The sequence below is a fragment of the Mesorhizobium zhangyense genome, assembly GCF_011045115.1.
GTDB lineage: Bacteria > Pseudomonadota > Alphaproteobacteria > Rhizobiales > Rhizobiaceae > Mesorhizobium_M > Mesorhizobium_M zhangyense.
This window is the reverse complement of sequence record NZ_JAAKZG010000008.1, coordinates 155,328-177,024: the sequence shown is the minus strand read 5'-3', so window position 1 is coordinate 177,024 and position 21,697 is coordinate 155,328. Positions and strand designations below refer to the sequence as shown.

The window sequence follows — 21,697 nt, the reverse complement described above, 5'->3', positions numbered from 1 at the left end:
CTCAGCGCTCCTTCACTTTGTTCAGGTACTTCACGTAGATGTTGGTGATGGCGATGACCATGATCAGCACGATGTAGGCGAGCGCGCAGGACCGTCCGGTCTGCCACTCCTGGAACGCCATCTTGTAGAGCCGGATCGATATGACCTCGGTGGTCGGCTGGCTGGTCAGGATGTAGGCCAGATCGAAGGTCTTGAAGGCTTCCATGGTGCGGAAGATGATGGCGATCATCAGGATGGGTGCTACCAGCGGCAGCGTGATGCGGAAGAAGGTGTAGAACGAGCCGGCGCGGTCGATGGCGGCGGCTTCGTAGAGATGCTTTGGCACCGCCGACAGGCCGGCGAGCGACAGCAGCATGACGAAGGGCGACCACATCCAGATATCGGTGATAGCGACCGCGTAGAGCGCCATCTTGGGATTGGCCAGCCACTCGAAATTGCCGAGGCCCAGCGCATAGTTGATGACGCCCCATGACGGGTCGTAGAGCAGCTTCCAAAACAGGCCGACGACGGCCATGGACAGCATCATCGGCAGGAGCAGCAGCGTCGTGATCAGCCCCTTGAAGGGGATGTCGCGGTTGAGCAGCATCGCCACGCCGAAACCGACCAGCACCTGCCCCGTGACCGAGACGATGACATATTGGGCGGTGATGGCGAAGTTCGACCAGATGAAGGGGTCGTTCAGAAGCTCGCGATAATTCTGCAGGCCGACGAAATTGGCCGGCGCGTTGGTGGAAGCACGGAAATCGGTGAAGGAATAATAGAGCGAGTAAAGCAGCGGAAAGATGTTGAAGACGATCAGAAACAGGATCGTCGGAATGATGAACAGGTTGCGGATCGAGATGTCGCTCATGCCGCGGCTGGCTGCACGCGTGCGCTGATCGAGCGTGGTCATGACTGCTGTCGCCAAGAAACTCTCCTCCTCCGAGAGGCTTCCGATATTTTATCCGCCGGACCTGCGCTGTTGCCGCGCCTCGATGGATCTGGCGAAAGAAAAGGAGGAGGCGCTTTAGGCACCCCCTCCAAGGGGTATAGGTGTTTACTGACCGCGGCCGTATTTGGCGAAGGTCGCTTTCCAGTCGCCGGCCAGCGCGTCGAGCACTTCCTTCGACGAGCCTTCGCCGCCGACGATGTGCGGATAGAGACGCTGGTTGAGCTGCTGGAGCAGTTCGGCATATTCCGGCACCGCCCAGAAATCCTTCACCTTGAACATGGTCTCGTAGAAGGCCTTGTTGTAGGGCGTGGCGTTCTGGAATTCGGCCGATTCAAGCACGGCCTTCGAGCAGGTGTAGCCGCCGAGTTCGGCCCACTTCTTCTGGGTATCGTCCTTGATGAACCATTCGAGGAATTTCAGCGCCTCTTCCTGGTTCTTGGAATAGGACACGATCGAAATACCCTGTCCGCCAAGGGCTGCGAACTGGTCGCCATCCGGCCCCGGAGGGTTGGCGAAGAAGCCCGTGTTCTTGGCGTGCGGATTGGTCGCCTCGTTCAGCAGCGAGGGGAAGAAAGCAAAATAGTTCATGCTCATTGCCGCCAGGCCTTCGGTGATGGCCTGGTTGTTTTCGACGAAGAAGGTCTTGGCCCAGCCCGGAGGCGTGAACTTGTAGAGCTCCTTGTAGGCGTCGAGGGCAGCGACCGCCTTGTCCGAGTTGATGATGCCGTCGACCTTGTAGGTCGTGTAATCACCAAGCTCGCCGCCATAGCTGAACAGCGCGTTTTCGAAGCCCATCGCCATCGCGTCATAGGAATTGTCGGTGTAGATGGCGATGCCGTAGCGCTTCTCGTCCGGGCGATAGAAGAACTCGGAAATGTCGCGCAGCGCCTTCCAGTCCTTCGGCACGTCGAGCTCGTAGCCATATTTGGCCTTGAAGGCTTCCTTCTCCTTCGGGTCCTCGAACCAGTCCTTGCGATAGGACCAGCCGACGGCGTCACCCTCGAGCGGGATCGCCCAGTACTTGCCGCTATTGCCGGGATATTCGGCATAGGACTTGACGGTGGCGGGCGCCATGACCTCGCCGAGATTGTGCTTCTTGAAGAAGTCGGTCAGGTCGACATAGTGACCGCCGGTCGAGCCGGCGCCGAGCCATTGCGAGTCACCGACGACCATGTCGTAGGCATCGCCCTTGGCGTTGAATTCGGTGAAGGTCTTGGTCTGGAAATCGGCCCAGGGCGTCGTTTCGACGGTGACCTTCACACCGGTTTCGGCTTCATACTGGTTGACCAGTTCCTGAAGATAGTTGGCCGGATCCCATTCCGCCCAGAATATGGTCAGTTCCTGTGAAAAAGCCGAAGTGCTGCAGGCTAGCGATAGGCCGATACCGGCAAGCAGGCCGGTCAATGTCTTGCGCATTATGCGTTCCTCCCGTGGTGCGCAACTCTACCTCTTGGTCGGGCAGCGCGCGGCGCTGCTCCGGGTAGTCTTTCAGTGCTGCTGCTTTGGGGCGCGGTCCTCCTCGACCTGCCCTGAACCGATTTAGGCGACAATGCCCAATCCGCTCCTCCTGTCCATCTGGTATTACCAATTGGCGCTTTGCCGTCAAGTGCTTTCTTTGATGGAGCCGGGGCTAACCTGACACGGCTTCACAAGAATTTTATATTTATTCCGGCTTCTGCATGTCAGAAACCGATAGAAATCCGTTATAGACATAGACCACTAGCGACACAGCAAAACATCAAATCTGGTAGAACCAGATTTGCACGCCTGCTTGCGCAGACCAATGCCGCCTCTTCTATGCCGCACCACCCTCGCTGATTGCAGCGCGCACAAGCGCTGCAGCTGCCCATTGCGCGACCGAGCGGGTTTCCTCGCTGCCCAAACCCCACATATCCTTCAGCACGATCAGCACCTCGACGCCGAAAACGAGCGACAGCGACTGCGCCAGCCGCTCGCTTGCCGCGGGCGAAATCAAACCACCGAGCGGAGCGATCGCCTCGCGCAGAAGCTCGACGCGATGACCGCGCGTGAGCTGCGGCTCGGCGCCCAGCGTGCCGGCCTGGCGCCGGGCCCACTGGTCCAGCGACAGCTTCAGCGCGGCCTTGAAGGTCGCCTCGAATTCCTCGATGCGCGGCAGCGATGTGCCGATGAGATCGGCGACGCGTTCGCCTGTGTCCTTCGAATTTGAACGCCAGTCGAGGATCGGGCCAAGCCCCTCGTCGACCACGGCCTGCACAAGGGCGGCCTGGCTTGGGAAATAACGATAGGCCGTCGCGCGCGACACGCCGGCTGCTTCCGCCGCCTCGCTGACCGAAGGCGTCGCGCCGGCCTGCATCAGCCGGATTGCCGTATCCAGCATGAGCCGGCGCGTGCGCGCCCGGGGGCCGCGCTCGGCTTCTTCGACGATTTCGGCTTGTTGACGTGAGACTGCCATATCAATACGATACGCGCGTCTCAAAAATTTGCAATGGTTGAATCAGCCGTTCGGAAACATGACGGAGACAGGCTGCGACGGGGGAAAATGGTCGCGGCAGGAGGGACCGTGAAGCGCATCTATGTGGTCGGCACAGCCGACACAAAGGGCGAGGAGCTCGACTACCTCGCAGCACGGATTGCGGCACTGGGTGCGGCGCCGGTGCGGGTCGATGTCGGCACGACGCCTGCCGGAATCGACGCCGAGATTTCCGCTGCCGAGGTCGTGCAGCATGGCGCGGACACGACCCAGGCGGAACTCGCCAGCGGCGACCGTGGCCGCGCGGTTGCGGCGATGGCGAATGCCTTTTCGCGGTTCATCACCAAGCGCAACGACATTGCCGGCATCATCGGCATCGGCGGGGGTGGCGGCACCTCGATCGTGACCGCCGGCATGCGCGAACTGCCGCTCGGCCTGCCCAAGATCATGGTCTCGACGCTCGCCTCGGGCGACGTCTCGCCTTACGTCGGCGTCTCCGACATCGTCATGGTGCCGTCGATCACCGACCTCGCCGGGCTGAACCGGATCAGCCGCGTGGTGCTGTCGAATGCCGCGCAGGCAATCGCCGGCATGGCCGCCAACCCCGCCAAAATCGAGGATGGCCGGCCAGCGATCGGGCTGACGATGTTCGGCGTCACCACGCCTTGCGTGACGGCGATTTCGGAGCGGTTGCGCGACCGCTATGACTGCCTCGTCTTCCACGCCACGGGCACCGGCGGGCGGACGATGGAAAAGCTGGTAGACAGTTCGATGCTCGCCGGCGTCATCGACATCACCACGACGGAAATCTGCGACCTTTTGTTCGGCGGTGTATTGGCTGCCGGCGAGGACAGGCTGGATGCCATTGCGCGGACCAGACTGCCCTATGTCGGCTCGGTTGGAGCGCTCGACATGATAAATTTCTGGGCGCCGGAAACCGTGCCGGTGCGCTATCGCGAACGGCTGTTCTACAAGCACAATTCCAATGTGACGCTGATGCGCACGACCGCGAATGAATGCCGCCAGATCGGCCAATGGATCGGCCAAAAGCTCAGCGCCTGCGAGGGGCCGGTGCATTTTCTGATCCCCGAAAAAGGTGTTTCCGCGCTCGATGTCGAGGGCGGTGCCTTCTTCGATCCCGAAGCTGACGAAGCACTCTTTGACGCCATAGAGACGAGCCTGAAGCCGGCGCCGAACCGGCGCATCGAGCGCCTGCCGTTGCATATCAACGATCCCGAATTCGCGCAGGCGGCAACCGCTGCCTTCCTTGCCATCGCAAAACAGTGAGACCCAGATGCCGGTCATTCCCCGCAAGAAGATCCTCGAAAAATTCCGCGACATGATCGAACGCGGCGTGCCGATCGTCGGCGGCGGGGCGGGCACCGGCCTGTCGGCCAAGGCCGAGGAAGCGGGCGGCATCGACCTCATCATCATCTACAATTCGGGCCGCTACCGCATGGCGGGTCGTGGCTCGGCAGCGGGGCTGCTCGCCTACGGCAACGCCAACGAGATCGTTAGGGAAATGGCGGTCGAGGTGCTGCCGGTGGTCAGGCACACGCCGGTTTTGGCCGGCGTCAACGGCACCGACCCGTTCATCCTCATGCCGCGCTTCCTCGCCGAATTGAAGGATATGGGTTTCTCCGGCGTGCAGAACTTTCCGACCATTGGCCTGTTCGACGGCAATATGCGGCAAAGCTTCGAGGAAACCGGCATGGGCTACGGCCTAGAGGTCGACATGATCGCGCTGGCGCATGGGCTCGATCTCCTGACCACGCCTTACGTCTTCAACCCCGACGAGGCCCGCGCCATGACCAAGGCCGGCGCGGACATCGTCGTTGCGCATATGGGCGTGACCACCGGCGGCTCGATCGGCGCGACTTCGGCCAAGACGCTGGACGACTGCGTGAAGGAGATCGACGCGATTGCCGAGGCGGCACGCTCGACGCGCAAGGCTGTCATCGTGCTTTGCCATGGCGGGCCGATCTCGATGCCGGAGGACGCGCGCTACATTCTCGAACGGGCGAGCGGCTGCCACGGCTTCTACGGCGCAAGCTCGATGGAGCGGCTGCCGGCGGAAGCCGCGATTCAAGACCAGACGGCGAGCTTCAAGAGCTTGACGCTGATGCCGGCCGCAAGCCAGAATTGAGGAGGAGTTTGCCATGAGCAAGGAACGCAATTTCGTCTATCCGAAAGACGTGAACACCTTCGCCTTCGACTGGGGCCGGCTGGCGCTGACGGTGGCTCCGGAGGTGAATGGTGCGGCGCGCTTTTCGGGCGGCGTCGTCGACCTGCAGAAGGGCCAGGGCCATACGCGCCACAACCATCCGGGCGCGGAGGAGATCATCTTCGTGATTTCCGGCAGCGGCGAGCAGATGGTCGAGGACGAGGCCGGCAATCCGGTCGTGCAGAAGGTGGGGCCGGGCTGCACCGTCTATGTGCCGGAAAGCCGGTTTCATTCTACCACCAACACCGGCGACGGGCCGATGCAGCTTTTCGTCGTCTATTCGCCCGCAGGTCCCGAACTGGCGCTACGCGAACTGCCCGACTTCAGACTGGTTCCACCGGGCGGGGCCTGACGCTTTCAACCCCGCTTTCGTAGCGATTTCATCGATTGAAAGCGGCCAAAACTGCCGTCACGACTGTGGAGCGTAACAAAACTGACATCGAACTGACACCGCGCCTTCACGTTGGTCCGATAGCCAGTTCCTCCCATGAGGCTGAAACAGCCGAACGGGAAAGTCGCCATGCTCGAAATCCGAAACGTCTCGCGCCGATTTGGCAAGAAGACCGCCGTCGACAGCGTCGCGCTGGAAATCGAGCAGGGCCAGATGGTCGGCATCATCGGCCGTTCCGGCGCCGGTAAATCGACCCTTCTGCGCATGATCAACCGTCTTATCGATCCCTCTCAGGGGTCGATTTTTTTTGAGGGTGCGGAAGTGTCGGCCCATCGCGGCGCGACATTGCGGCGATGGCAGCGCGACTGCGCCATGATCTTCCAGCAGTTCAATCTCGTGCCGCGCCTCGACGTGCTGACCAACGTCCTGCTCGGCCGGCTCAACCACCGTTCCACCGCACTGAACCTGCTCGGCATGTTCTCCAACGAGGAACGTGCCCAGGCGATTGCGGCGCTTGAACGACTAGACATCGCACCGACCGCACTTCAGCGCGCCGGCACGCTTTCGGGTGGCCAGCAGCAGCGCGTGGCGATCGCGCGCGCCCTGATGCAGCAGCCGAAGCTGATCCTCGCCGACGAACCGATCGCCTCGCTCGACCCGATGAATGCCAAGGTGGTGATGGACTCGCTGCGCGACATCAACCTGAGGGAAGGCATCACCGTCATCACCAATTTGCACACGCTGGACACGGCGCGCAGCTATTGCAACCGCATAATCGGCATGGCCGGCGGCAAGGTGGTGTTCGACGGCGCGCCTGAAAGCCTCACCCGCGAGGCCGTGCGCCTCGTCTACGGCGCCGATGCCAATGGCGAAGAAATCTCCGAGGCCATTACCTCGACCAGCATCCGCCCCGAGCGGCTGCGCAAACTCGAATCCGCCGGATCGCTCGAGCCCGCCTACGCCGGCCACTGAGCGTCCGTGATCGTTTCGCCCGCGTGAAGGGCCGGTTCTGCACAAGACACATCGATATCAATCGGAATTAACAGGAGACACGTCCATGTTCCCAAGGAAAGCCCTTATGGGCGCGGTTGCGCTCGCAACTCTGGCCGGTGCCACGGTCGCTCATGCCGATAGCCCGGAAGTGTTCCGCGTCGGCATTCTCGGCGGCGAAAACGAAGCCGACAGCCTGCGCAACTACCAGTGCCTCGCCGACAAGCTTCCGGCTGCCATCGGCGTCAAGGAAGTCAAGCTGTTCCCGGCGACCGACTATGACGGCGTCATCCAGGGCCTGCTCGGCGGCACGCTCGACTATGCCGAGCTCGGCGCCTCGGGCTATGCCAAGATCTACCTGGCGAAGGCCGACGCGGTCGAGCCGATCCTGACCACCGTCCAGACCGACGGCGCGACCGGCTACTATTCGATCATGGTCGCCCGCAAGGATTCGGGCATCAAGACGCTGGCCGACATGAAGGGCAAGAAGCTCGGCTTTGCCGACCCGGATTCGACCTCAGGCTACCTGATCCCCGTCACCTCGCTGCCCAAGGATATCGGCAACGTCGCGGTCAAGGACTATTTCGGCGAAACCGGTTTCGGCGGCGGCCATGAAAACCTCGTTCTGGCCGTCAAGGACGGCAAGTTCGACGCCGGCACCACTTTCGGCTCGGGCGTAGGCTCGTTCGACGAAGGCTACACCTCGGGCAACCTGCACAAGATGGTTTCCAAGGGCATGATCGACATGAAGGACTTCAACGAAGTCTGGCGCTCGCCGCTGATCCCGAACGGCCCGATCGTCGTGCGCACCGCAATCGACGCCAACATGAAGGCAAAGTTCAAGCAGTTCATGGTCGATCTGCCGAAGTCCGATCCGGCCTGTTTCTCCGCCATCCAGGGCGGCGACTTCACCAGCTACACCGAAGTGACGCCGGCCTTCTACCAGCCGATAATCGACGCCCGCAAGGCGCAGATCGGCGGCTAAGAACCCTTCCTATAAGGCGGCCGGGCAATAAAAAATGCCCGGCCGTTTTTGCAATCTGATGTGAGTTGGAAAGCGGCATGAGCCAGACTGTCCATACCGGCCTTTCCGCCGAGGGATTAGCCATAGAGCGGCATTGGCGCGAGCTGGCCTCGCGGCGGCGTCTCTATTCCATCCTGATAATCGGCGCGCTGGCAGTGGCGCTTGGAAGCTCGCTTTGGTTTGCCAATGAATCCAATGCCGGCAAATTCTTCGACCGGCTGCCGCATTTCTTCGATTTCGCCGGTGACATGCTGCCCCGCGACGGCTGGGAAGTGTGGCGCGCGCTGTTCGACCTGCCCTCGCCCTATTTCGACGGCAGCCTGAAATATGATTATCCGGAAGGCCGCGTCTATCTGTTCGGCTCCAGCCTCTATGTGCCGGAGTATTTCTACAAGATGCTGGAAACGCTGAACATCGCAGCCCTTTCCACGCTGATCGGCTTCGTCTTCGGCTTCATGCTCTGCTTCCTCGCCGCCAAGAACCTCGTTGCCAGCCGGATGCTGCGCTTCCTCGTGCGCCGCTACATGGAAGTGCTGCGCGCCTTCCCGGAAATCGTCATCGCCGGCTTCTTCGCCGCCGTGCTGTCGCTGGGCGCGATCCCGGCGATCTTCGCGGTCGGCATCCACACGATCGGCGCGCTCGGCAAGCTGTTCTACGAGGTGGTCGAGAATGCCGACATGAAGGCCGAAGAGGGCCTGCGCGCCGTCGGCGCCAACTGGTTCGAGCGCGTCGGCTTCGCCATCGTGCCGCAGGTGATGCCGAACTTCATGTCTTATGCGCTGCTGCGCCTCGAGATCAATGTACGCGCCTCGACCATCATCGGCGCGGTCGGCGGCGGCGGCATCGGCGAGGAATTGCGGCTTTCGATCGGGCGCGGCCATGAGGCCAAGACGCTGGCAATCATCCTGCTGCTGTTCACCACCGTCGTTGCAGTGGACCAGTTCTCGGCATGGCTGCGCCGCCGGCTTGTCGGCGCGCAATCCTTCGATTTCGGACGCTGATCATGACAAGTCTTTCTGCAACACAACTCGCCGAGATCGAAAACCGTCATCCGGACGTGTTCCGACGCTCGCTGCTTAAGCGCTACACGCCGCTGTTGGTGGCGCTGGGGTGCCTGCTCTATGTCGTCTATTGCTGGTGGTTCTTCTCCATTGGCGCGGTGATAGGCGGCGGCCAGTGGGAGCGCGCCAATCTCTATGCGCGGCAATGGTATTCCTACGACCTGCGGCCGACGATCCGATTCACCGGCACCGAGGCAAAGATCACCTATCCGCGCTATTCGCCGCTGGGCAACAATCCGAGCCCGGAGTGGGTGAACCAGGCCGGCGGCAGGGTGACCGTGGATTTCGGCTCCAGCGGCAGCGTCAGCGCGGACAGCAAACGCGTTACCGTCGACCACCGTGGCGAGACGCTGACCATGGTTCTGGAGCCGGACGGCGCCAAGCCGCAAGGCCCGATGCCCGGCTGGGCGACATTACGCGAAGATGAGGTGAAGGTCGATTTCGGCTTTGCCGGCGAAGCGCGCATCTCGCCGGAGCGGGTGTCGATCAGCCGCCGCTTCATGGGTTGGCCGAACTTTGTTTTCGACCCGAACTCGCCCTTCTGGGGCAAATCGTTCTCCGAAGTTGCGGGGCTCATCACGTCGGGCGAGCGCATCAAGCCGGAAATGTCGAATGCGTCGCTTGCCTTCGACAACATCTGGAACAATTCGCAGTGGCAGCATGGCGACGTCTGGACCAAGCTGCTTCAGACCATCGTGATGGCATTCGTCGGCACGCTGTTTGCATCTCTTGTTGCGCTTCCGCTTGCCTTCATGGCGGCGCGCAACATCACGCCCAACTTCTTCGCCAACCAGCTGACCAAGCGCTTCTTCGACTTCCTGCGCTCAGTCGACATGCTGATCTGGGCACTGTTCTTCACCCGCGCCTTCGGACCGGGACCGCTCGCCGGCATTTCAGCGATCTTCTTCACCGACACCGGCACGCTCGGGAAGGTCTATTCCGAGACACTGGAGAATGTCGACGACAAGCAGCGCGAGGGCGTGCGCTCGGTGGGCGCTTCGCCGGTGGTGGTGCAGCGCTTCGGCGTGGTGCCACAGGTGCTGCCGGTGTTCCTCAGCCAGGCGTTGTATTTCTGGGAATCCAACACCCGCTCGGCGACCATTATCGGTGCCGTCGGCGCCGGCGGCATCGGCCTGAAGCTATGGGAAGCGATGCGCACCAATTCGAACTGGGCCAACGTCGCCTATATGGTGCTCTTGATCCTGATCGTGGTGTTCATCTTCGACAATATTTCCAATGCGCTGCGAAGAAGGCTGATGGACGGCGGGAATGCGGGGCATTGAGCGGCATTTCGATGGTTCGCAAGTCTACGCTGCCCCTCATCCGCCTGCCGGCACCGACCGGGGCGAGCCACGGGTCTCGCCCGTCCTTCGGACCCCCGTATAGTGACGGGGAGAAGGTGGAAGCTCCAACGCTGACGCCTCCCTCTCCCCCGTCCTTACGGGGAGAGGGTAAGGGTGAGGGGCGGCGCTACGCGGGAGATTGCGATGCGACTAGCCAGTCACCCCAGCTGATAAACCCGCTTAGCCGTATCATGCAGCACGGCCTTCTGCACCTTCTCCGGGAAGGACGACAGCGCCGTGCGATAGGCCGCAACGAGATCGGCGTAGCTCGTCCATAATTTCTCGATCGGGAAGTTGGAGCCGAACAGGCAGCGCGCAGGCCCGAACCGGGCGATGGTCTCGGTCACCACATCGCGAATATGCTCGGCGTCGTTGCTGTGGATGAAAGTGCCGAGGCCGGAAAGTTTGCTGACCACGTTTTCCTGATCGGCCAGCCGCTTCATGCCCTCACGCCATGATTTTCGCCCGGCCGGCGACAGGTTTTCGAGCATGCCGGCATGCTGCAGCACGAAGGTGATGTCGGGGTTGTCCTTGGCGAGTTTCGCCGCACCCTTCATCTGCGACGCAAAGACCTGGAGGTCGAAGGACAAGCCGTGTTCGGCCAGCAGGCGGATGTTCTTCCTCAGTCGCGCATCGCTCGCCAGATCCGGATCGGCGGCAAAGCGGTAAATCTCGTTTTTGTGCCAGTGAAGCTGCATGCGGATGCCGCGCATCAGCGGGAATTTCGCCTGGCGCTTCAAGGTCTCGCCGGCATTGTCGTCGAGCAGGTCGGCATAGCCGACGATGCCGTGCGGCCAGCCATGCGCGTCGGCCACGCTCTGCACCCAGGCGACCTCGTCGACCGCACCGGTCTTGGCCCAATTGGTCTGGATATAGACGGATTTTTCGACGTTCGAGCTTTTGATGTCGGCCAGGAATTCTTCGATCGGATAGTCGCGGCGAATGGATTCGTAAGGCCCGAAAATGCGCGGCACCATCGGCCCCTGTAGCCACGGCAGATCGGCCTGCCGCCAGATGTGGTGATGGCCATCGATAATCTTGATCATGAAGGAACCTCTGTCGAAAAGCGTCTTGCCGCCTGCCGGCGCGGACGCTGTTCCAGCCCGGCGAGATCGCCGACCAGCCTTTCCAGCGCGACAAGACTGCCGCCATCGGCGACGAGATCGAGGCTGGGCAGAATGCCGGCCATGGCGCGCGTGACGGGGCGATAGCGTGGATCGGCGGCCAGCGGCGTGACCCAGACGAGCCGGTGGCCGAGGCGGGACAGACGCTCGACGGCATGGACCATCGCCGCCTGATCGCCGCGCTCCAGCCCATCGGAAAAGACGATGACGACCGCGCCGCGCACGAGGGCAGTATGGCGAGAGACGGAAAGAAAATCCTCCAGCGACCGGCCGATCAAGGTGCCGCCGTCGAAGTCGAAGACGATGTCGGCGAGGCCGGCCAGCGCCTGCTCCTCGTTGCGGTGCTTCAGCACCTTTGTCACCCGCGACAGCCGCGTGCCGAAGCAGAAGGTCTCGACCTTGGGCCGCTGCCGCGTCAGGAGATGGGCGAAGCGCAGATAGGGTTCCGACTGCGCCTTCATCGAGCCGGAAACATCGATGAGGAGCAGCAGCCGGCGTGGGCGTTCGGGGCGGGCCTGCCGCAGGATGCGCAGCGTCTCGCCGAAGGTTTTTCGCGCCGCGCGAATGGTGCCCGCAAGGTCGATGCGATGACCTGCGAGGGCCGGCCGCCAGCTTCGGCTGCGCGTTGCCGGCAGGCGGTCGAGGCGGCGCCGCATGCGGGCGAGCGTATCGCGGTCATCTTCACCAGCGCTGGCGAAGTTCTTGCGGTTGCGCACATGATCATCGGCAGCCGCTTGCCCTGCGGCATCGCCATCGAGCAGATCGAGAAGCTGGTCGCTGCCCTGCGGACGGTCGCTGCGCGGGCTTTCCTGCTCGTCCGGCGACTTGACCACGCCGGCGATAGAGGCCGCACCAAACCACGCCTCGAAAACGGAATCATAGAGCGGGAATTCTTCCGGAGAGGCGGTGAGCGTGACGCGACCGGCGCGCGCTAGATCGCCGATGCCGGAAAGCCGCGACACGCGCACGGCGTGAAGAAAATTCATCGCGCGGCCTGGATCGATCGGCAGGCCGGCCTCACGTAGTGCTGCGGGAAAGCCGGCGAGCAGGTCGGCGCCGAGCGCTGCCGGAAGGCTTTGTGCGGTCGCGCTCATATCACGCCCGCACGCTCGATGACGCCAAAGTCTTCCTGGTCCTTGACCAGCAGGCCGAGCGACCGTTTCAGCGCATCGGGCCATGGCGTGCCATCGCGGTGCAGCACTTCCGCCGCGCGCGCCCAATCTATGCTTTCGGCAATGCCGGGCCGCTTGATCAGCGGCAGGCGGCGGATGGCGGCGACGGCCTCGACCAGCCGCTCGGCCGCTTCCGACGCAATGCCGGGCGCATGGCGCTCGATGATGGCGCGCTCGCGGGCACGGTCGGGATAGTCGATCCAGTGATAGAGGCAGCGACGGCGCAGCGCGTCGTGCAATTCGCGGGTGCGGTTGGAGGTCAGGATGGTGACGACGGGCTGCTCGGCCTTGACCGTGCCGATCTCGGGGATGGAAATCTGGAAGTCGGACAGGAATTCGAGCAGGAACGCCTCGAAGGCATCGTCGGCGCGGTCGATCTCGTCTATCAGGAGCACCGTCGTGCCGGCGTTGCGCAGTGCTTTCAGCAGCGGCATTTCGATGAGGAATTCCGGGGCGTAGAGGTCGGCGGTCTGGACCTTGCCGCCGCGCTCGGCCACCCGCACCGCCAACAGTTGGCGGGCGTGGTCCCAGTCGTAGAGCGCCCGCGAGGCATCGATGCCTTCATAGCATTGCAGGCGCACGCATTGCCGATCGAGGATTTTCGCCAGCGTGTTGGCGACCTCGGTCTTGCCGACGCCGGGCACGCCCTCGAGCAACAGCGGCTTGCCGAGCTCGAGCGCGAGATAGAGGGCGGTGACCAGCGTTTCGTCGGCAAGATAGCCGGCGGCGGCTAGGGAGGCGTCGAGTTGGTCCTGGGTTAGTGGTGCGGGCATGGAAATGCACCCGATCTTACGCCCGAAACCACCTTGTAATAGATCAGGTAAGTTGGAGGTACAGGCCGGAGTCGAACCGGCTCATGGCGGTTTTGCAGACCGCAGCGTTCCCATCTCGCCCCTGCACCATGCCTCGGCTTTAGCAAGAAATCATAAGGGAAGCTACCGTCCATAGAAACGATCTCGCACTGATGCTCTGCGCCAGCTTTTCGCCTCAAAACTGCAATTTCTCGTCGCACACCATCCGAAACCGGTTGGAACAATGCGCGGCAGCATCCCCGCCCGCAGCCTTGCCGGCTTCGGTGGCGAAGGCATCGGCCATGGCCTGCTCGCTGTCGAAATACATCTCCGACACGCCGTCGAAAGGCGCTTCGGCATTCTCGGCGCGCAGCACATTGGAGGTGTATTTGCGCATGCCCGGCAGGTTGCGGGCGAAGGCTACGTGGTCTTCCAGAATCCATTTGCGGAAGTCGTCGAAGCTCATGCCGTCCTTGCGCTTCATCAGGGCCATGACTTTGATCATTCCATCGTCCTTTCGATTTCAGTTCGGGTTGCCGCGCAGCGCATCAAGGCCGCGCAGGATTTTTTCGGGCGTGATCGGCATGGAGGTGACGCGCACGCCGCAGGCGTCGAAAATGGCGTTGGCGATGGCGGGAATCGGCGAATTGGCCGTCATCTCGCCGATGCCCTTGGCGCCGTAAGGGCCGTTGGAGGACGGCCGCTCGATGATGACCGAATCCATCTCGGCGATGTCGCCCGGGCCCGGCATCAGATATTCGGAGAAGTCGAGCGGACCATGCGCGCGGTTCGGATAATAGGGCTCCGTCGTCTCATAGAGCGCATGGCTGATGCCCATCCAGGCGCCGCCGACGATCTGCTGGTGGGCAAGCGCCGGGTTCATGGCGCGGCCGATCTCATAGGCGTTGGTCATCTTGAGCACGGTGACGTCGCCGGTCTCGTCGTCTACCTCGACCTCGGCGATGGTGCAGGCATGGGCCTGGCAGGAATCCGGGTCCATCTCGCCGGTTTCGGGCACGACCTCGCTTTTCGGCTTGAGATACATGCCGCGTCCCGAGATGGTCTTGCCGTGCTTGAAATGGGCGGCGAGCGCGACATCGAGCACGGCGATGCCCTTGTCTGGCGCGCCGTTGACATGGATGCGGCCCTTGCCATCGGTGACGAGATCGCCGGCATCGACTTCCAGCTCGGTCGCCGCCACGCACATCATCACTTCGCGCGCTTCTTTCGCCGCCATCATGATGGCGTTGCCGATGCGGTGGGTGCCGCGCGAGGCAAACGTGCCCATACAATGCGGCCCGGTGTCGGTGTCGGCAGTGTCGATCATCACGCTTTCATAGGGCACGCCCAGCGTTTCGGCGGCAATCTGGGCGCCGACCGTCTTGATGCCCTGCCCGAGATCGACGGAGGAAAGCGTGATGACAAAGCTGCCTGTGGTCGTCGCATGGATCAGCGCCTGAGACGGGTCGCCACCAAGGTTCATGCCGGTGGGATAGTTCACTGCCGCAACGCCGCGGCCCTTCAGCCTCGCCATGTCACCCCTCCCTCGTCATCGACGACATTTTTGCAAAGCGCGGCGCAAGCTGCTTGCCGGTCTGGCGGGCGGCGGCCTGGATGACTTCGACCAGGGCAGCGCCATCGACCTTCTTGCGGTGGGCCTTCATGTCGCCGTCGCGATAGGCGTTCAGCAGCCGCAATTCCATCGGGTCCATGTCGAGGAAGCGCGCGATCTGGTCCATCTGCGATTCCAGCGCGAAATCGCCGATGGTCACGCCAAAGCCGCGCATGGCCGAGGACGGCGTGCGGTTGGTGTAGACGCAATAGGCGTCGACATGGACATTGGGGATCGTATAGGGCCCCGGCATATGGGCGGCGGCCTTGGTGGTGCCGTAGGTGGAATGGCGGCAATAGGCGCCGGCATCGACATAGAGCGTGATTTTCCGGGCAATTATGCGCCCGTCCTTCATGACGCCGTCCTTGATGTAGATGCGCTCGGCGGCGCGCGGCGACGACACCTGCATCTCCTCGGCACGGCTGTAGGCATATTTCACCGGCCGGTTGGTGAGCATGGCGCCCAGGGCTGCAATGGGTTCGACGATGACATCGACTTTGCCGCCGAAGCCGCCGCCGACCGTACCGCCGACGAGCCGCAGCTTGTTGAAGGGAACGCCGAGGATGAGCGCCATATTGTCCAGCGTGAAATAGAGCGCCTGCGTGTTGGAATAGATGGTGATGCGGCCATTGCCTTCGGGCTTTGCGGTGCAGCCGGTGGTCTCGGTCGGCGCGTGCTCGATGGGCGAGGATTCGTAGCGGTGCTCTATGACGTGGTCGGCCTCGGCAAAGCCTTTTTCGACATCGCCGAAGCGGATGCGCCGGCAGTTGTGGCCCTCATAGACGAAGTAGTTGGTGCCGTCCTTCTTGAAGGGCGTGGAGGTCATGGCCGCCTCGACATCGAAGACGGGTGGCAGGTCCTCGTAATCGACCACCACGCGGCGCGCGGCCTCGAGGGCTGCCTGCGGCGTCTCGGCCAGCACGGCGCAGATCTGCTCGCCCATGAACAGCACCCGGTCTTCCGGTAGCACCGGTTCGTCATCGGGGCCGACGCCGATCAGCTTGAGGATCGTGTACCAGTTGTTGGGCACGTCCTTGTGGGTGAGGATGCGCACGACGCCCGGCACCTTCATGGCGGCCTCGGTGTCGATGCCCTTGATCAGCGCGTGATGGCGGGTGGAGCGCACCATCTTCAGGTGCAGCGTGTTGGGGAAGGTCACGTCCTCATAGAACTGGGTGCGCCCGGTGACATGGCCGCGCGCATCGGCACGCTGGACGCTTTCGCCGACCACCGAAAGCTCGGCCTCGCGTTCCTTGGCAAAGAAGCTGGTGTCGATCTTTTCCATCAGATTGTTTCCGTCGGCAGGGCGGTTGAGCATCCGTGGTTCGGCGAGGCTGCACTCCTTCCAGCACCCCTCATCCGTCTCGGCGTTACACGCCGATCCACCTTCTCCCACAAGGGGAGAAGGAGATGCGCGTTTCCTTCTCCCCTTGTGGGAGAAGGTGGCCGAGCGAAGCGAGGTCGGATGAGGGGTGTTGGACGGAGCGCAAAGTTACAGGAATGAAGCATACACCCTCTCCTCACGCCGCCTCGGCATGTGCGGCCGACCTGATCCTGACCGCGGCATCGAGGATGGCGTCGATGATCGCCTCGTAGCCGGTGCAGCGGCAGATGTTGCCGGAGATCGCGCGCACGACATCCTCACGCGACGGGTTGGGGTTCTTGGCCAGCAGGGCAGCAGCAACCATGATCATGCCCGAGGTGCAGAAGCCGCATTGGGTGGCGAAACCTTGGAGGAACGCTTCCTGGATCGGATGCAGCCCTTGCGGCGGCGTCAGGCCCTCGATGGTTTCGACATGCGCGCCTTCGATCGTCTCGACCGGCAGCATGCAGGACATCGCCGTCTTGCCATCGACAAGCACGGTGCAGGTGCCGCAGGCGCCCTGCTCGCAGCCGCGCCGCGTGCCGGTCAGCCCCTGGCTCTCGCGCAGTACGTCGATCAGCGTGCTGCCGGGTGCCACCAGCATCTGGCGCTCTGCGCCGTTGATGGTGAGCGATACGACGGAATGCTTCATGGCTACCCTCCCGGTGGCTTATTTTTCGCTGAAAACCGGTCCCCGCTTTTTGGGATCATGGTTTTCACTGACCCCGATTATTCTCCGAGCAATGCCCGCCTGACATGCACCGGCGTCACCCGCGCGCGATACCAGGCGCTGGCATAGGCGTCGTCTGCCGGATCGATATCCTTCAAGGCTTCCTTCGCGGCTGCTTCGACATGCGCGCGGTCGAAGAGTTTTCCCGTCAGCGCCTTCTCGACGGACGTTGCCCGGACCGGCGTCTTCGCCACGCCGCCGAGCGCGATGCGGGCTGAAGAGACGACGCCGCCTTCCAGCACCACGACCGCAGCGACGGTGACGATTGCTGCGGAGTTGAAAGCCTTGCGGGTCGCCTTGGTGAATTTGAACGCGTCTTTCGCCGGCATCGCGAAGCTGACCTGCGTGACGATTTCGCCCGCTTTCACGCCGCTGGAGACGGTCTGTTCGACCGGCTCGATGCGCTCGCCCTTCGCGCCGGCAATCGTGGCGGCAGCACCCAGCGCGATCAGGCACACAGTAAGATCGCCGTAGGGCTGTTTGACGAAAAGATTGCCGCCGGCTGTCGCCATGTTGCGGATGGTCGGCGACGCGATGGTGTCGAGGGCGGGGTGCAGGAAGGCCAGCGCCTTCTCGTCCTCCAGTTCGGTCAGCGTGGTCGCCGCACCGATGGTGGTCTTGCCAGTTTCGACGCTGATGCCGGAGAGCCCGGCCTTGCGCAGGCTGACGAGACTGGTGAAAGCGTCGGTGCCGTAGTTCAGCACCGGCATGACCACCGTGCCGCCGGCGAGGATGATCGCGCCTTCTAAATTCGACAGGAATCGCTGCGCTTCGGGCACGGAACCCGGCATTGCCACGGTCTGAAGCATGGTCTCCTCCCAGAGATCAGGCGATCTGTTTGCGCTGGTTGTCGCGCTGGCCGTCTTCGACCTTGATTATCTATTATCGATAAATCAAAATCGCTTTGTCAACTCTGGTCCGACCAAATAAGATGCTTCGACGCAGTAGCAGATGGATTCGGCAGGACATTCGATGAGCGAAATGCGCAAGGCGAAGGCGGGGGAGTTGCCGGATATGGGCTTCGTCAACACGCCGCTGAGGCAGCGGCTGAAGGAGGTGCTGCTGCGCCGCATCCTCGGCGGGCATTACGATCCCGGCGAGCGGCTGATCGAACTGCGCATCGCCGAGGAATTCGGCACCAGCCAGGGGCCGGTGCGCGAGGCGCTGCGCGAACTGGAAGCGACCGGCCTCGTCACCAATTTGCCGAGGCGCGGCACCTATGTCTCCGAAGTGATGGGCGATGGCCTGCGCGAAATCTACACGGTGCGCGGCGCGCTGGAGGAGCAGGCGACGCGCATCGCCACCACGCAGCGCGCCTGCGACCTCGATTACCTGCAGCGCGAGATCGACCTGATGCGCGATGCGGCGATTGCCGGCGACACGCATGGCGTTGTCGAACATTCGGTAAAATTTCACCGCTCGATCATGGAGGCGGCGAAGAACCGGCTGCTGCTCAACATCTGGCAGTCGCTGCAGATCGAGACGCGCACGACCATCACCATGCTGACGGAGGGGCTCGATCTGGTCGAGATCGCCGACAGCCACCAGCCGATCATCGACGCCATCGCCAGCGGCAATGCCGAGGAAGCGGCGCGGGTGGCGCGCGAACATCAGGATTATTTCGAGCGTCTGCCGGTGCCGACGCGGGCTTGAGCCCTAGAATCAGGAATTAGCCGAAAGGCCGGCGGCGGAGCGGTCTGCGGCGGAGGAATTCAGGGAGGAATGTCATGAATATTGCGACGACTGCTGCCCAACAGAGCACGGTTCCGTTCGATCACGCCAAGCTCGACCGGCTGATGGACGAGGCCGGCATAGACGTGCTGGTCGCGACCTCGAAGCACAATGTCCAGTATCTGCTGGGCGGCTACAGGTTCATCTTCTTTTCAGCCATGGAGGCTATCGGCCACAGCCGCTACCTGCCGGTGCTGATCTACGAGAAGGGCCAGCCGGACCATGCATCTTACGTCGGCAACCGCATGGAGGGCGGCGAGCACCAGAACAACCCGTTCTGGACGCCTTCGGTCCAGACCGCGACATGGGGTTCGGCCGATGCGGCAAAGCTTGCGGCAGAGCATCTGAAGAAGATCGGCAAGGACAAGGCGCGCATCGGCATCGAGCCGCCGTTCCTGCCGTCGGACGCGCATGGCGTGCTGCAAAGTGCCCTGCCCGGCGCGACACTTATCGATGCGACCTCGACCATGGAGCGCCTGCGCGCGATCAAGACGCCGCAGGAACTGGAAAAGCTGCGCCAGGCCTCCGAGCTGATCACCGATTCGATGACCGCCGTCTTCACGGGCCAGCGCGCCGGTGCGAGCAAGCGTGAGATCGTCGATGCGCTGCGCCGCGAGGAGACCAATCGCGGCCTGCAGTTCGAATATTGCCTGCTGACCCTCGGCGCCAGCCACAACCGCGCCGTCTCGCCCCACACATGGAACAAGGGCGAGGTGCTGTCGCTGGATTCGGGCGGCAATTTTCACGGCTATATCGGCGACCTCTGCCGCATGGGCGTGATGGGCGAGCCGGACCAGGAGTTGAAGGACCTGCTGGCCGAGATCGAGGCGGTGCAGCAGGCGGCATTCTCGCTGTGCCGCGCCGGCACGCTGGGCGGCGACATGATCGACCATGCCGAAAAGGCGCTAAAGGCTTCGCCGAGCGCTGCCTTCACCGATTTCTTCGCCCACGGCATGGGGCTCATCAGCCATGAAGCGCCATTCCTGATGACCAACCACCCCGTCGCCTATGAGGGCGTCGATGCCGGCAAGCCGCTGGAAGCCGGCATGGTGCTGTCGGTGGAGACGACCATGCTGCATCCAACGCGCGGCTTCATCAAGCTGGAGGATACGGTTGCGATCAAGGATGGTGGGTATGACATGTTCGGCGAGCGCGGGCGGGGGTGGAATGTGAGTGGGGGTTGAGGGTGATTGCCTGATTTGCTCATTATAATCGAGTTGACGCCGCAAGACCCCTCTCCGTCTCGGCTTCGCCAAGCCACCTCTCCCCATTTCATGGGGCGAGGAACCCAAGTTCTGTAATGCCTTGACCTCTAAAACTGCTGCGACCACGGCGAGTGCCGGTTCCTCGCCCCCCGCAAAGCGGGGGAGAGGTGGCGCGCGAAGCGCGACGGAGAGGGGGAGCGGCAGATGTTCCGGATGACGCGCTGAAACCCTACCCGCCATGCTTCTCAAGAAACGCTTCCGCATCCAGCGCCCGAAAATCATCAAGCGCCGTGCGCAACCGCGCGTGGTCCCAATCCCACCAGGCGAGCGCCTGGTAGCGCTCGGCGGTCTTGCGGTCAAAGCGCTCGCGGATCGGCTTGGCCGGCACACCGCCGACAATCGTATAGGGCGCGACATCCTTCGACACGACCCCCCCTGCCCCGACTGCCGCGCCGTCGCCGACGGCGACGCCGGGCAGGATGGTCGAACCGTGGCCGAGCCAGGTGTCGTGGCCGATGGTGACCGCGTTGGAGCGGCGCCAGTCGAAGAATTCTTCCTCATGCGTGGCGTCGTCCCAATAGTCGGAAGCGCGGTAGGTGAAGTGATGCAGCGTCGGCCGCCATGTCGGGTGGTTGGTGGCGTTGATGCGCACGGCGGCTGCGATGTTGGCGAACTTGCCGATGGTCGCGCACCAGACGCCGCAATCCTGCATGACGTAGGAATAATCACTGAGCGTCGTTTCGTGAACGCGCGAGCGGTCGGCGATCTCGGTGTAGCGGCCGAGCGTCGAGTTGCTGACCTCCGCAGTCGGGTGGACGCGCGGTTCTTCCGAAAGCTTGCCGCTCATGCTGCGATCTTTCCGGCGGCGAATTCGGTGACATCGATGATGCGGTCGGCGACCGCCTCGCGCACGTCCTGATCGTGGAAGATGCCGAGCAGGGCGACGCCCGAGGCCTTCTTCTGCGCGATGAGATCGACCACCACCTGCCGGTTGACGGCATCTAGAGAGGCTGTCGGTTCGTCGAGCAGCAAGACCGGATGCGCGGTGATGAAGCCGCGCGCGATGTTGACGCGCTGCTGCTCGCCGCCCGAGAAGGTGGCGGGCGGAAGCAGCCAGAGCTTTTCCGGCAGGTTGAGGCGGGCAAGCAGTTCACGCGCCTTGTCGCGGGCGCCATCCCTGTCCTCGCCGAGCATCACCAAGGGCTCGGCGACGACGTCGAGCGCGGATACGCGCGGAACGGTGCGCAGGAACTGGCTGACATAGCCGATCGTATCGCGGCGGATCCGCAGCATCATGCGCGGGCTGGCGGTGGCGAGATCGATCAGTTCGCCGCCATGGCTGACGATGATCTGGCCTTCATCGACGGCATAGTTGCCGTAGAGCATTTTCAGGATCGAGCTTTTGCCGGCACCCGACGGCCCGCCGAGCACGGCGCATTCGCCGGACTTCAGCGAGAAGGAGACATTGGCTACGACCGGCAGTTTTATGCCGTCGCGTAGATGCATGGTGAAGCTTTTCGCGACTTCGGAGACGACGACGGGGGTGGGCATGA

General features: G+C 62.9%; 22 protein-coding genes and 1 tRNA gene. 9 read left to right on the top strand and 14 right to left on the bottom strand.

Annotated features, from left to right (window positions below; all coding sequences use genetic code 11):
* Position 1 precedes the first annotated feature (1 nt).
* The 3 genes from G6N74_RS19465 to G6N74_RS19455 all read right to left on the bottom strand — a co-directional run bounded on the left by G6N74_RS19465 (position 2) and on the right by G6N74_RS19455 (position 3,365).
* Positions 2 to 907 (bottom strand): carbohydrate ABC transporter permease, encoded by a 906-nt coding sequence (locus G6N74_RS19465; RefSeq protein WP_165119607.1) that lies wholly within the window; start codon positions 905 to 907, stop codon positions 2 to 4.
* A 129-nt stretch (positions 908 to 1,036) separates the two neighbouring features.
* Complete coding sequence (locus G6N74_RS19460; RefSeq protein ID WP_165119606.1) at positions 1,037 to 2,347, bottom strand: ABC transporter substrate-binding protein; 1,311 nt, start codon at positions 2,345 to 2,347, stop codon at positions 1,037 to 1,039.
* 379 nt (positions 2,348 to 2,726) lie between these two features.
* Entirely contained in the window at positions 2,727 to 3,365 is a 639-nt protein-coding gene (locus G6N74_RS19455) for a TetR/AcrR family transcriptional regulator (RefSeq protein WP_165119605.1), read from the bottom strand.
* 108 nt (positions 3,366 to 3,473) lie between these two features.
* Here G6N74_RS19455 and G6N74_RS19450 point away from each other — a divergent pair, with 108 nt between their 5' ends.
* The 7 genes from G6N74_RS19450 (at position 3,474) to phnE (G6N74_RS19420) (ending at position 10,356) form a co-directional block, all read left to right on the top strand.
* Complete coding sequence (locus G6N74_RS19450) at positions 3,474 to 4,670, top strand: Tm-1-like ATP-binding domain-containing protein (protein ID WP_165119604.1); 1,197 nt, start codon at positions 3,474 to 3,476, stop codon at positions 4,668 to 4,670.
* Between the two features lie 7 nt (positions 4,671 to 4,677).
* The gene (locus G6N74_RS19445; RefSeq protein ID WP_165119603.1) at positions 4,678 to 5,529 is read left to right on the top strand and encodes a phosphoenolpyruvate hydrolase family protein; all 852 of its coding nucleotides are present in this window, start codon (positions 4,678 to 4,680) and stop codon (positions 5,527 to 5,529) included.
* Positions 5,530 to 5,542: 13 nt separating this feature from the next.
* Positions 5,543 to 5,959: a cupin domain-containing protein gene (locus tag G6N74_RS19440; RefSeq protein WP_165119602.1), complete on the top strand. Its 417-nt coding sequence runs from the start codon at positions 5,543 to 5,545 to the stop codon at positions 5,957 to 5,959.
* Between the two features lie 168 nt (positions 5,960 to 6,127).
* Positions 6,128 to 6,970: a phosphonate ABC transporter ATP-binding protein gene (gene phnC, locus G6N74_RS19435; protein WP_205826755.1), complete on the top strand. Its 843-nt coding sequence runs from the start codon at positions 6,128 to 6,130 to the stop codon at positions 6,968 to 6,970.
* 85 nt (positions 6,971 to 7,055) lie between these two features.
* Positions 7,056 to 7,973, top strand: a complete 918-nt coding sequence (phnD, locus tag G6N74_RS19430; RefSeq protein ID WP_165119600.1) for a phosphonate ABC transporter substrate-binding protein — start codon at positions 7,056 to 7,058, stop codon at positions 7,971 to 7,973.
* A 77-nt stretch (positions 7,974 to 8,050) separates the two neighbouring features.
* Positions 8,051 to 9,013, top strand: a complete 963-nt coding sequence (gene phnE, locus G6N74_RS19425; protein WP_165119599.1) for a phosphonate ABC transporter, permease protein PhnE — start codon at positions 8,051 to 8,053, stop codon at positions 9,011 to 9,013.
* Between the two features lie 2 nt (positions 9,014 to 9,015).
* A complete protein-coding gene (phnE, locus tag G6N74_RS19420; RefSeq protein ID WP_165119598.1) occupies positions 9,016 to 10,356 on the top strand; it encodes a phosphonate ABC transporter, permease protein PhnE in 1,341 nt (446 codons plus the stop codon).
* A gap of 218 nt (positions 10,357 to 10,574) precedes the next feature.
* Here the strand turns inward: phnE (G6N74_RS19420) and G6N74_RS19415 are convergent, their stop codons facing one another.
* The 9 genes from G6N74_RS19415 to G6N74_RS19375 all read right to left on the bottom strand — a co-directional run bounded on the left by G6N74_RS19415 (position 10,575) and on the right by G6N74_RS19375 (position 18,017).
* Positions 10,575 to 11,462 (bottom strand): amidohydrolase family protein, encoded by an 888-nt coding sequence (locus tag G6N74_RS19415; protein ID WP_165119597.1) that lies wholly within the window; start codon positions 11,460 to 11,462, stop codon positions 10,575 to 10,577.
* Positions 11,459 to 12,634 carry a vWA domain-containing protein gene (locus G6N74_RS19410; RefSeq protein WP_165119596.1) on the bottom strand — a complete coding sequence of 392 codons (1,176 nt, stop codon included), beginning with the start codon at positions 12,632 to 12,634 and terminating at the stop codon, positions 11,459 to 11,461. Before G6N74_RS19410 ends, G6N74_RS19415 begins: the two co-directional genes overlap by 4 nt.
* Positions 12,631 to 13,485 (bottom strand): AAA family ATPase, encoded by an 855-nt coding sequence (locus G6N74_RS19405; RefSeq protein ID WP_165119595.1) that lies wholly within the window; start codon positions 13,483 to 13,485, stop codon positions 12,631 to 12,633. Before G6N74_RS19405 ends, G6N74_RS19410 begins: the two co-directional genes overlap by 4 nt.
* 53 nt (positions 13,486 to 13,538) lie before the next feature.
* Positions 13,539 to 13,613 (bottom strand) — tRNA-Cys (locus tag G6N74_RS19400).
* Between the two features lie 86 nt (positions 13,614 to 13,699).
* A complete protein-coding gene (locus tag G6N74_RS19395) occupies positions 13,700 to 14,008 on the bottom strand; it encodes an EthD family reductase (protein ID WP_165119594.1) in 309 nt (102 codons plus the stop codon).
* Between the two features lie 18 nt (positions 14,009 to 14,026).
* Positions 14,027 to 15,037, bottom strand: a complete 1,011-nt coding sequence (locus G6N74_RS31195) for a xanthine dehydrogenase family protein molybdopterin-binding subunit (RefSeq protein ID WP_165119593.1) — start codon at positions 15,035 to 15,037, stop codon at positions 14,027 to 14,029.
* Position 15,038: 1 nt separating this feature from the next.
* Entirely contained in the window at positions 15,039 to 16,400 is a 1,362-nt protein-coding gene (locus tag G6N74_RS31190) for a xanthine dehydrogenase family protein molybdopterin-binding subunit (RefSeq protein ID WP_165119592.1), read from the bottom strand.
* 235 nt (positions 16,401 to 16,635) lie between these two features.
* On the bottom strand, positions 16,636 to 17,130 hold the full coding sequence (locus G6N74_RS19380; protein ID WP_165119591.1) for a (2Fe-2S)-binding protein: 495 nt from the start codon (positions 17,128 to 17,130) through the stop codon (positions 16,636 to 16,638).
* 77 nt (positions 17,131 to 17,207) lie between these two features.
* Entirely contained in the window at positions 17,208 to 18,017 is an 810-nt protein-coding gene (locus G6N74_RS19375; RefSeq protein ID WP_165119590.1) for an FAD binding domain-containing protein, read from the bottom strand.
* Positions 18,018 to 18,180: 163 nt separating this feature from the next.
* Between G6N74_RS19375 and G6N74_RS19370 the strand changes: the two genes are divergently transcribed.
* On the top strand, positions 18,181 to 18,861 hold the full coding sequence (locus tag G6N74_RS19370) for a GntR family transcriptional regulator (RefSeq protein ID WP_165119589.1): 681 nt from the start codon (positions 18,181 to 18,183) through the stop codon (positions 18,859 to 18,861).
* A 74-nt stretch (positions 18,862 to 18,935) separates the two neighbouring features.
* Positions 18,936 to 20,123 (top strand): M24 family metallopeptidase, encoded by a 1,188-nt coding sequence (locus tag G6N74_RS19365; RefSeq protein ID WP_165119588.1) that lies wholly within the window; start codon positions 18,936 to 18,938, stop codon positions 20,121 to 20,123.
* A gap of 250 nt (positions 20,124 to 20,373) precedes the next feature.
* Here the strand turns inward: G6N74_RS19365 and G6N74_RS19360 are convergent, their stop codons facing one another.
* Together G6N74_RS19360 and phnL are read right to left on the bottom strand one after the other, a co-directional pair.
* Positions 20,374 to 20,991 carry a DapH/DapD/GlmU-related protein gene (locus G6N74_RS19360; protein ID WP_165119587.1) on the bottom strand — a complete coding sequence of 206 codons (618 nt, stop codon included), beginning with the start codon at positions 20,989 to 20,991 and terminating at the stop codon, positions 20,374 to 20,376.
* Positions 20,988 to 21,695 (bottom strand): phosphonate C-P lyase system protein PhnL, encoded by a 708-nt coding sequence (phnL, locus tag G6N74_RS19355; RefSeq protein ID WP_165119586.1) that lies wholly within the window; start codon positions 21,693 to 21,695, stop codon positions 20,988 to 20,990. Before phnL ends, G6N74_RS19360 begins: the two co-directional genes overlap by 4 nt.
* Between the last annotated feature and the right edge of the window lie 2 nt (positions 21,696 to 21,697).

Coding starts and splice junctions, on each gene's coding strand:
- G6N74_RS19405 (WP_165119595.1), bottom strand. CDS start 13,485: ATGCCCGCACCACTAACCCAGGACCAACTCGACGCCTCCCTAGCCGCC.
- G6N74_RS19395 (WP_165119594.1), bottom strand. CDS start 14,008: ATGATCAAAGTCATGGCCCTGATGAAGCGCAAGGACGGCATGAGCTTC.
- phnL (WP_165119586.1), bottom strand. CDS start 21,695: ATGCCCACCCCCGTCGTCGTCTCCGAAGTCGCGAAAAGCTTCACCATG.
- G6N74_RS19375 (WP_165119590.1), bottom strand. CDS start 18,017: ATGCTTCAGACCGTGGCAATGCCGGGTTCCGTGCCCGAAGCGCAGCGA.
- G6N74_RS19380 (WP_165119591.1), bottom strand. CDS start 17,130: ATGAAGCATTCCGTCGTATCGCTCACCATCAACGGCGCAGAGCGCCAG.
- G6N74_RS19360 (WP_165119587.1), bottom strand. CDS start 20,991: ATGAGCGGCAAGCTTTCGGAAGAACCGCGCGTCCACCCGACTGCGGAG.
- G6N74_RS31190 (WP_165119592.1), bottom strand. CDS start 16,400: ATGGAAAAGATCGACACCAGCTTCTTTGCCAAGGAACGCGAGGCCGAG.
- G6N74_RS19410 (WP_165119596.1), bottom strand. CDS start 12,634: ATGAGCGCGACCGCACAAAGCCTTCCGGCAGCGCTCGGCGCCGACCTG.
- G6N74_RS19440 (WP_165119602.1), top strand. CDS start 5,543: ATGAGCAAGGAACGCAATTTCGTCTATCCGAAAGACGTGAACACCTTC.
- phnD (WP_165119600.1), top strand. CDS start 7,056: ATGTTCCCAAGGAAAGCCCTTATGGGCGCGGTTGCGCTCGCAACTCTG.
- G6N74_RS19455 (WP_165119605.1), bottom strand. CDS start 3,365: ATGGCAGTCTCACGTCAACAAGCCGAAATCGTCGAAGAAGCCGAGCGC.
- G6N74_RS19415 (WP_165119597.1), bottom strand. CDS start 11,462: ATGATCAAGATTATCGATGGCCATCACCACATCTGGCGGCAGGCCGAT.
- phnC (WP_205826755.1), top strand. CDS start 6,128: ATGCTCGAAATCCGAAACGTCTCGCGCCGATTTGGCAAGAAGACCGCC.
- phnE (WP_165119598.1), top strand. CDS start 9,016: ATGACAAGTCTTTCTGCAACACAACTCGCCGAGATCGAAAACCGTCAT.
- G6N74_RS19460 (WP_165119606.1), bottom strand. CDS start 2,347: ATGCGCAAGACATTGACCGGCCTGCTTGCCGGTATCGGCCTATCGCTA.
- G6N74_RS19370 (WP_165119589.1), top strand. CDS start 18,181: ATGAGCGAAATGCGCAAGGCGAAGGCGGGGGAGTTGCCGGATATGGGC.
- G6N74_RS19445 (WP_165119603.1), top strand. CDS start 4,678: ATGCCGGTCATTCCCCGCAAGAAGATCCTCGAAAAATTCCGCGACATG.
- phnE (WP_165119599.1), top strand. CDS start 8,051: ATGAGCCAGACTGTCCATACCGGCCTTTCCGCCGAGGGATTAGCCATA.
- G6N74_RS31195 (WP_165119593.1), bottom strand. CDS start 15,037: ATGGCGAGGCTGAAGGGCCGCGGCGTTGCGGCAGTGAACTATCCCACC.
- G6N74_RS19365 (WP_165119588.1), top strand. CDS start 18,936: ATGAATATTGCGACGACTGCTGCCCAACAGAGCACGGTTCCGTTCGAT.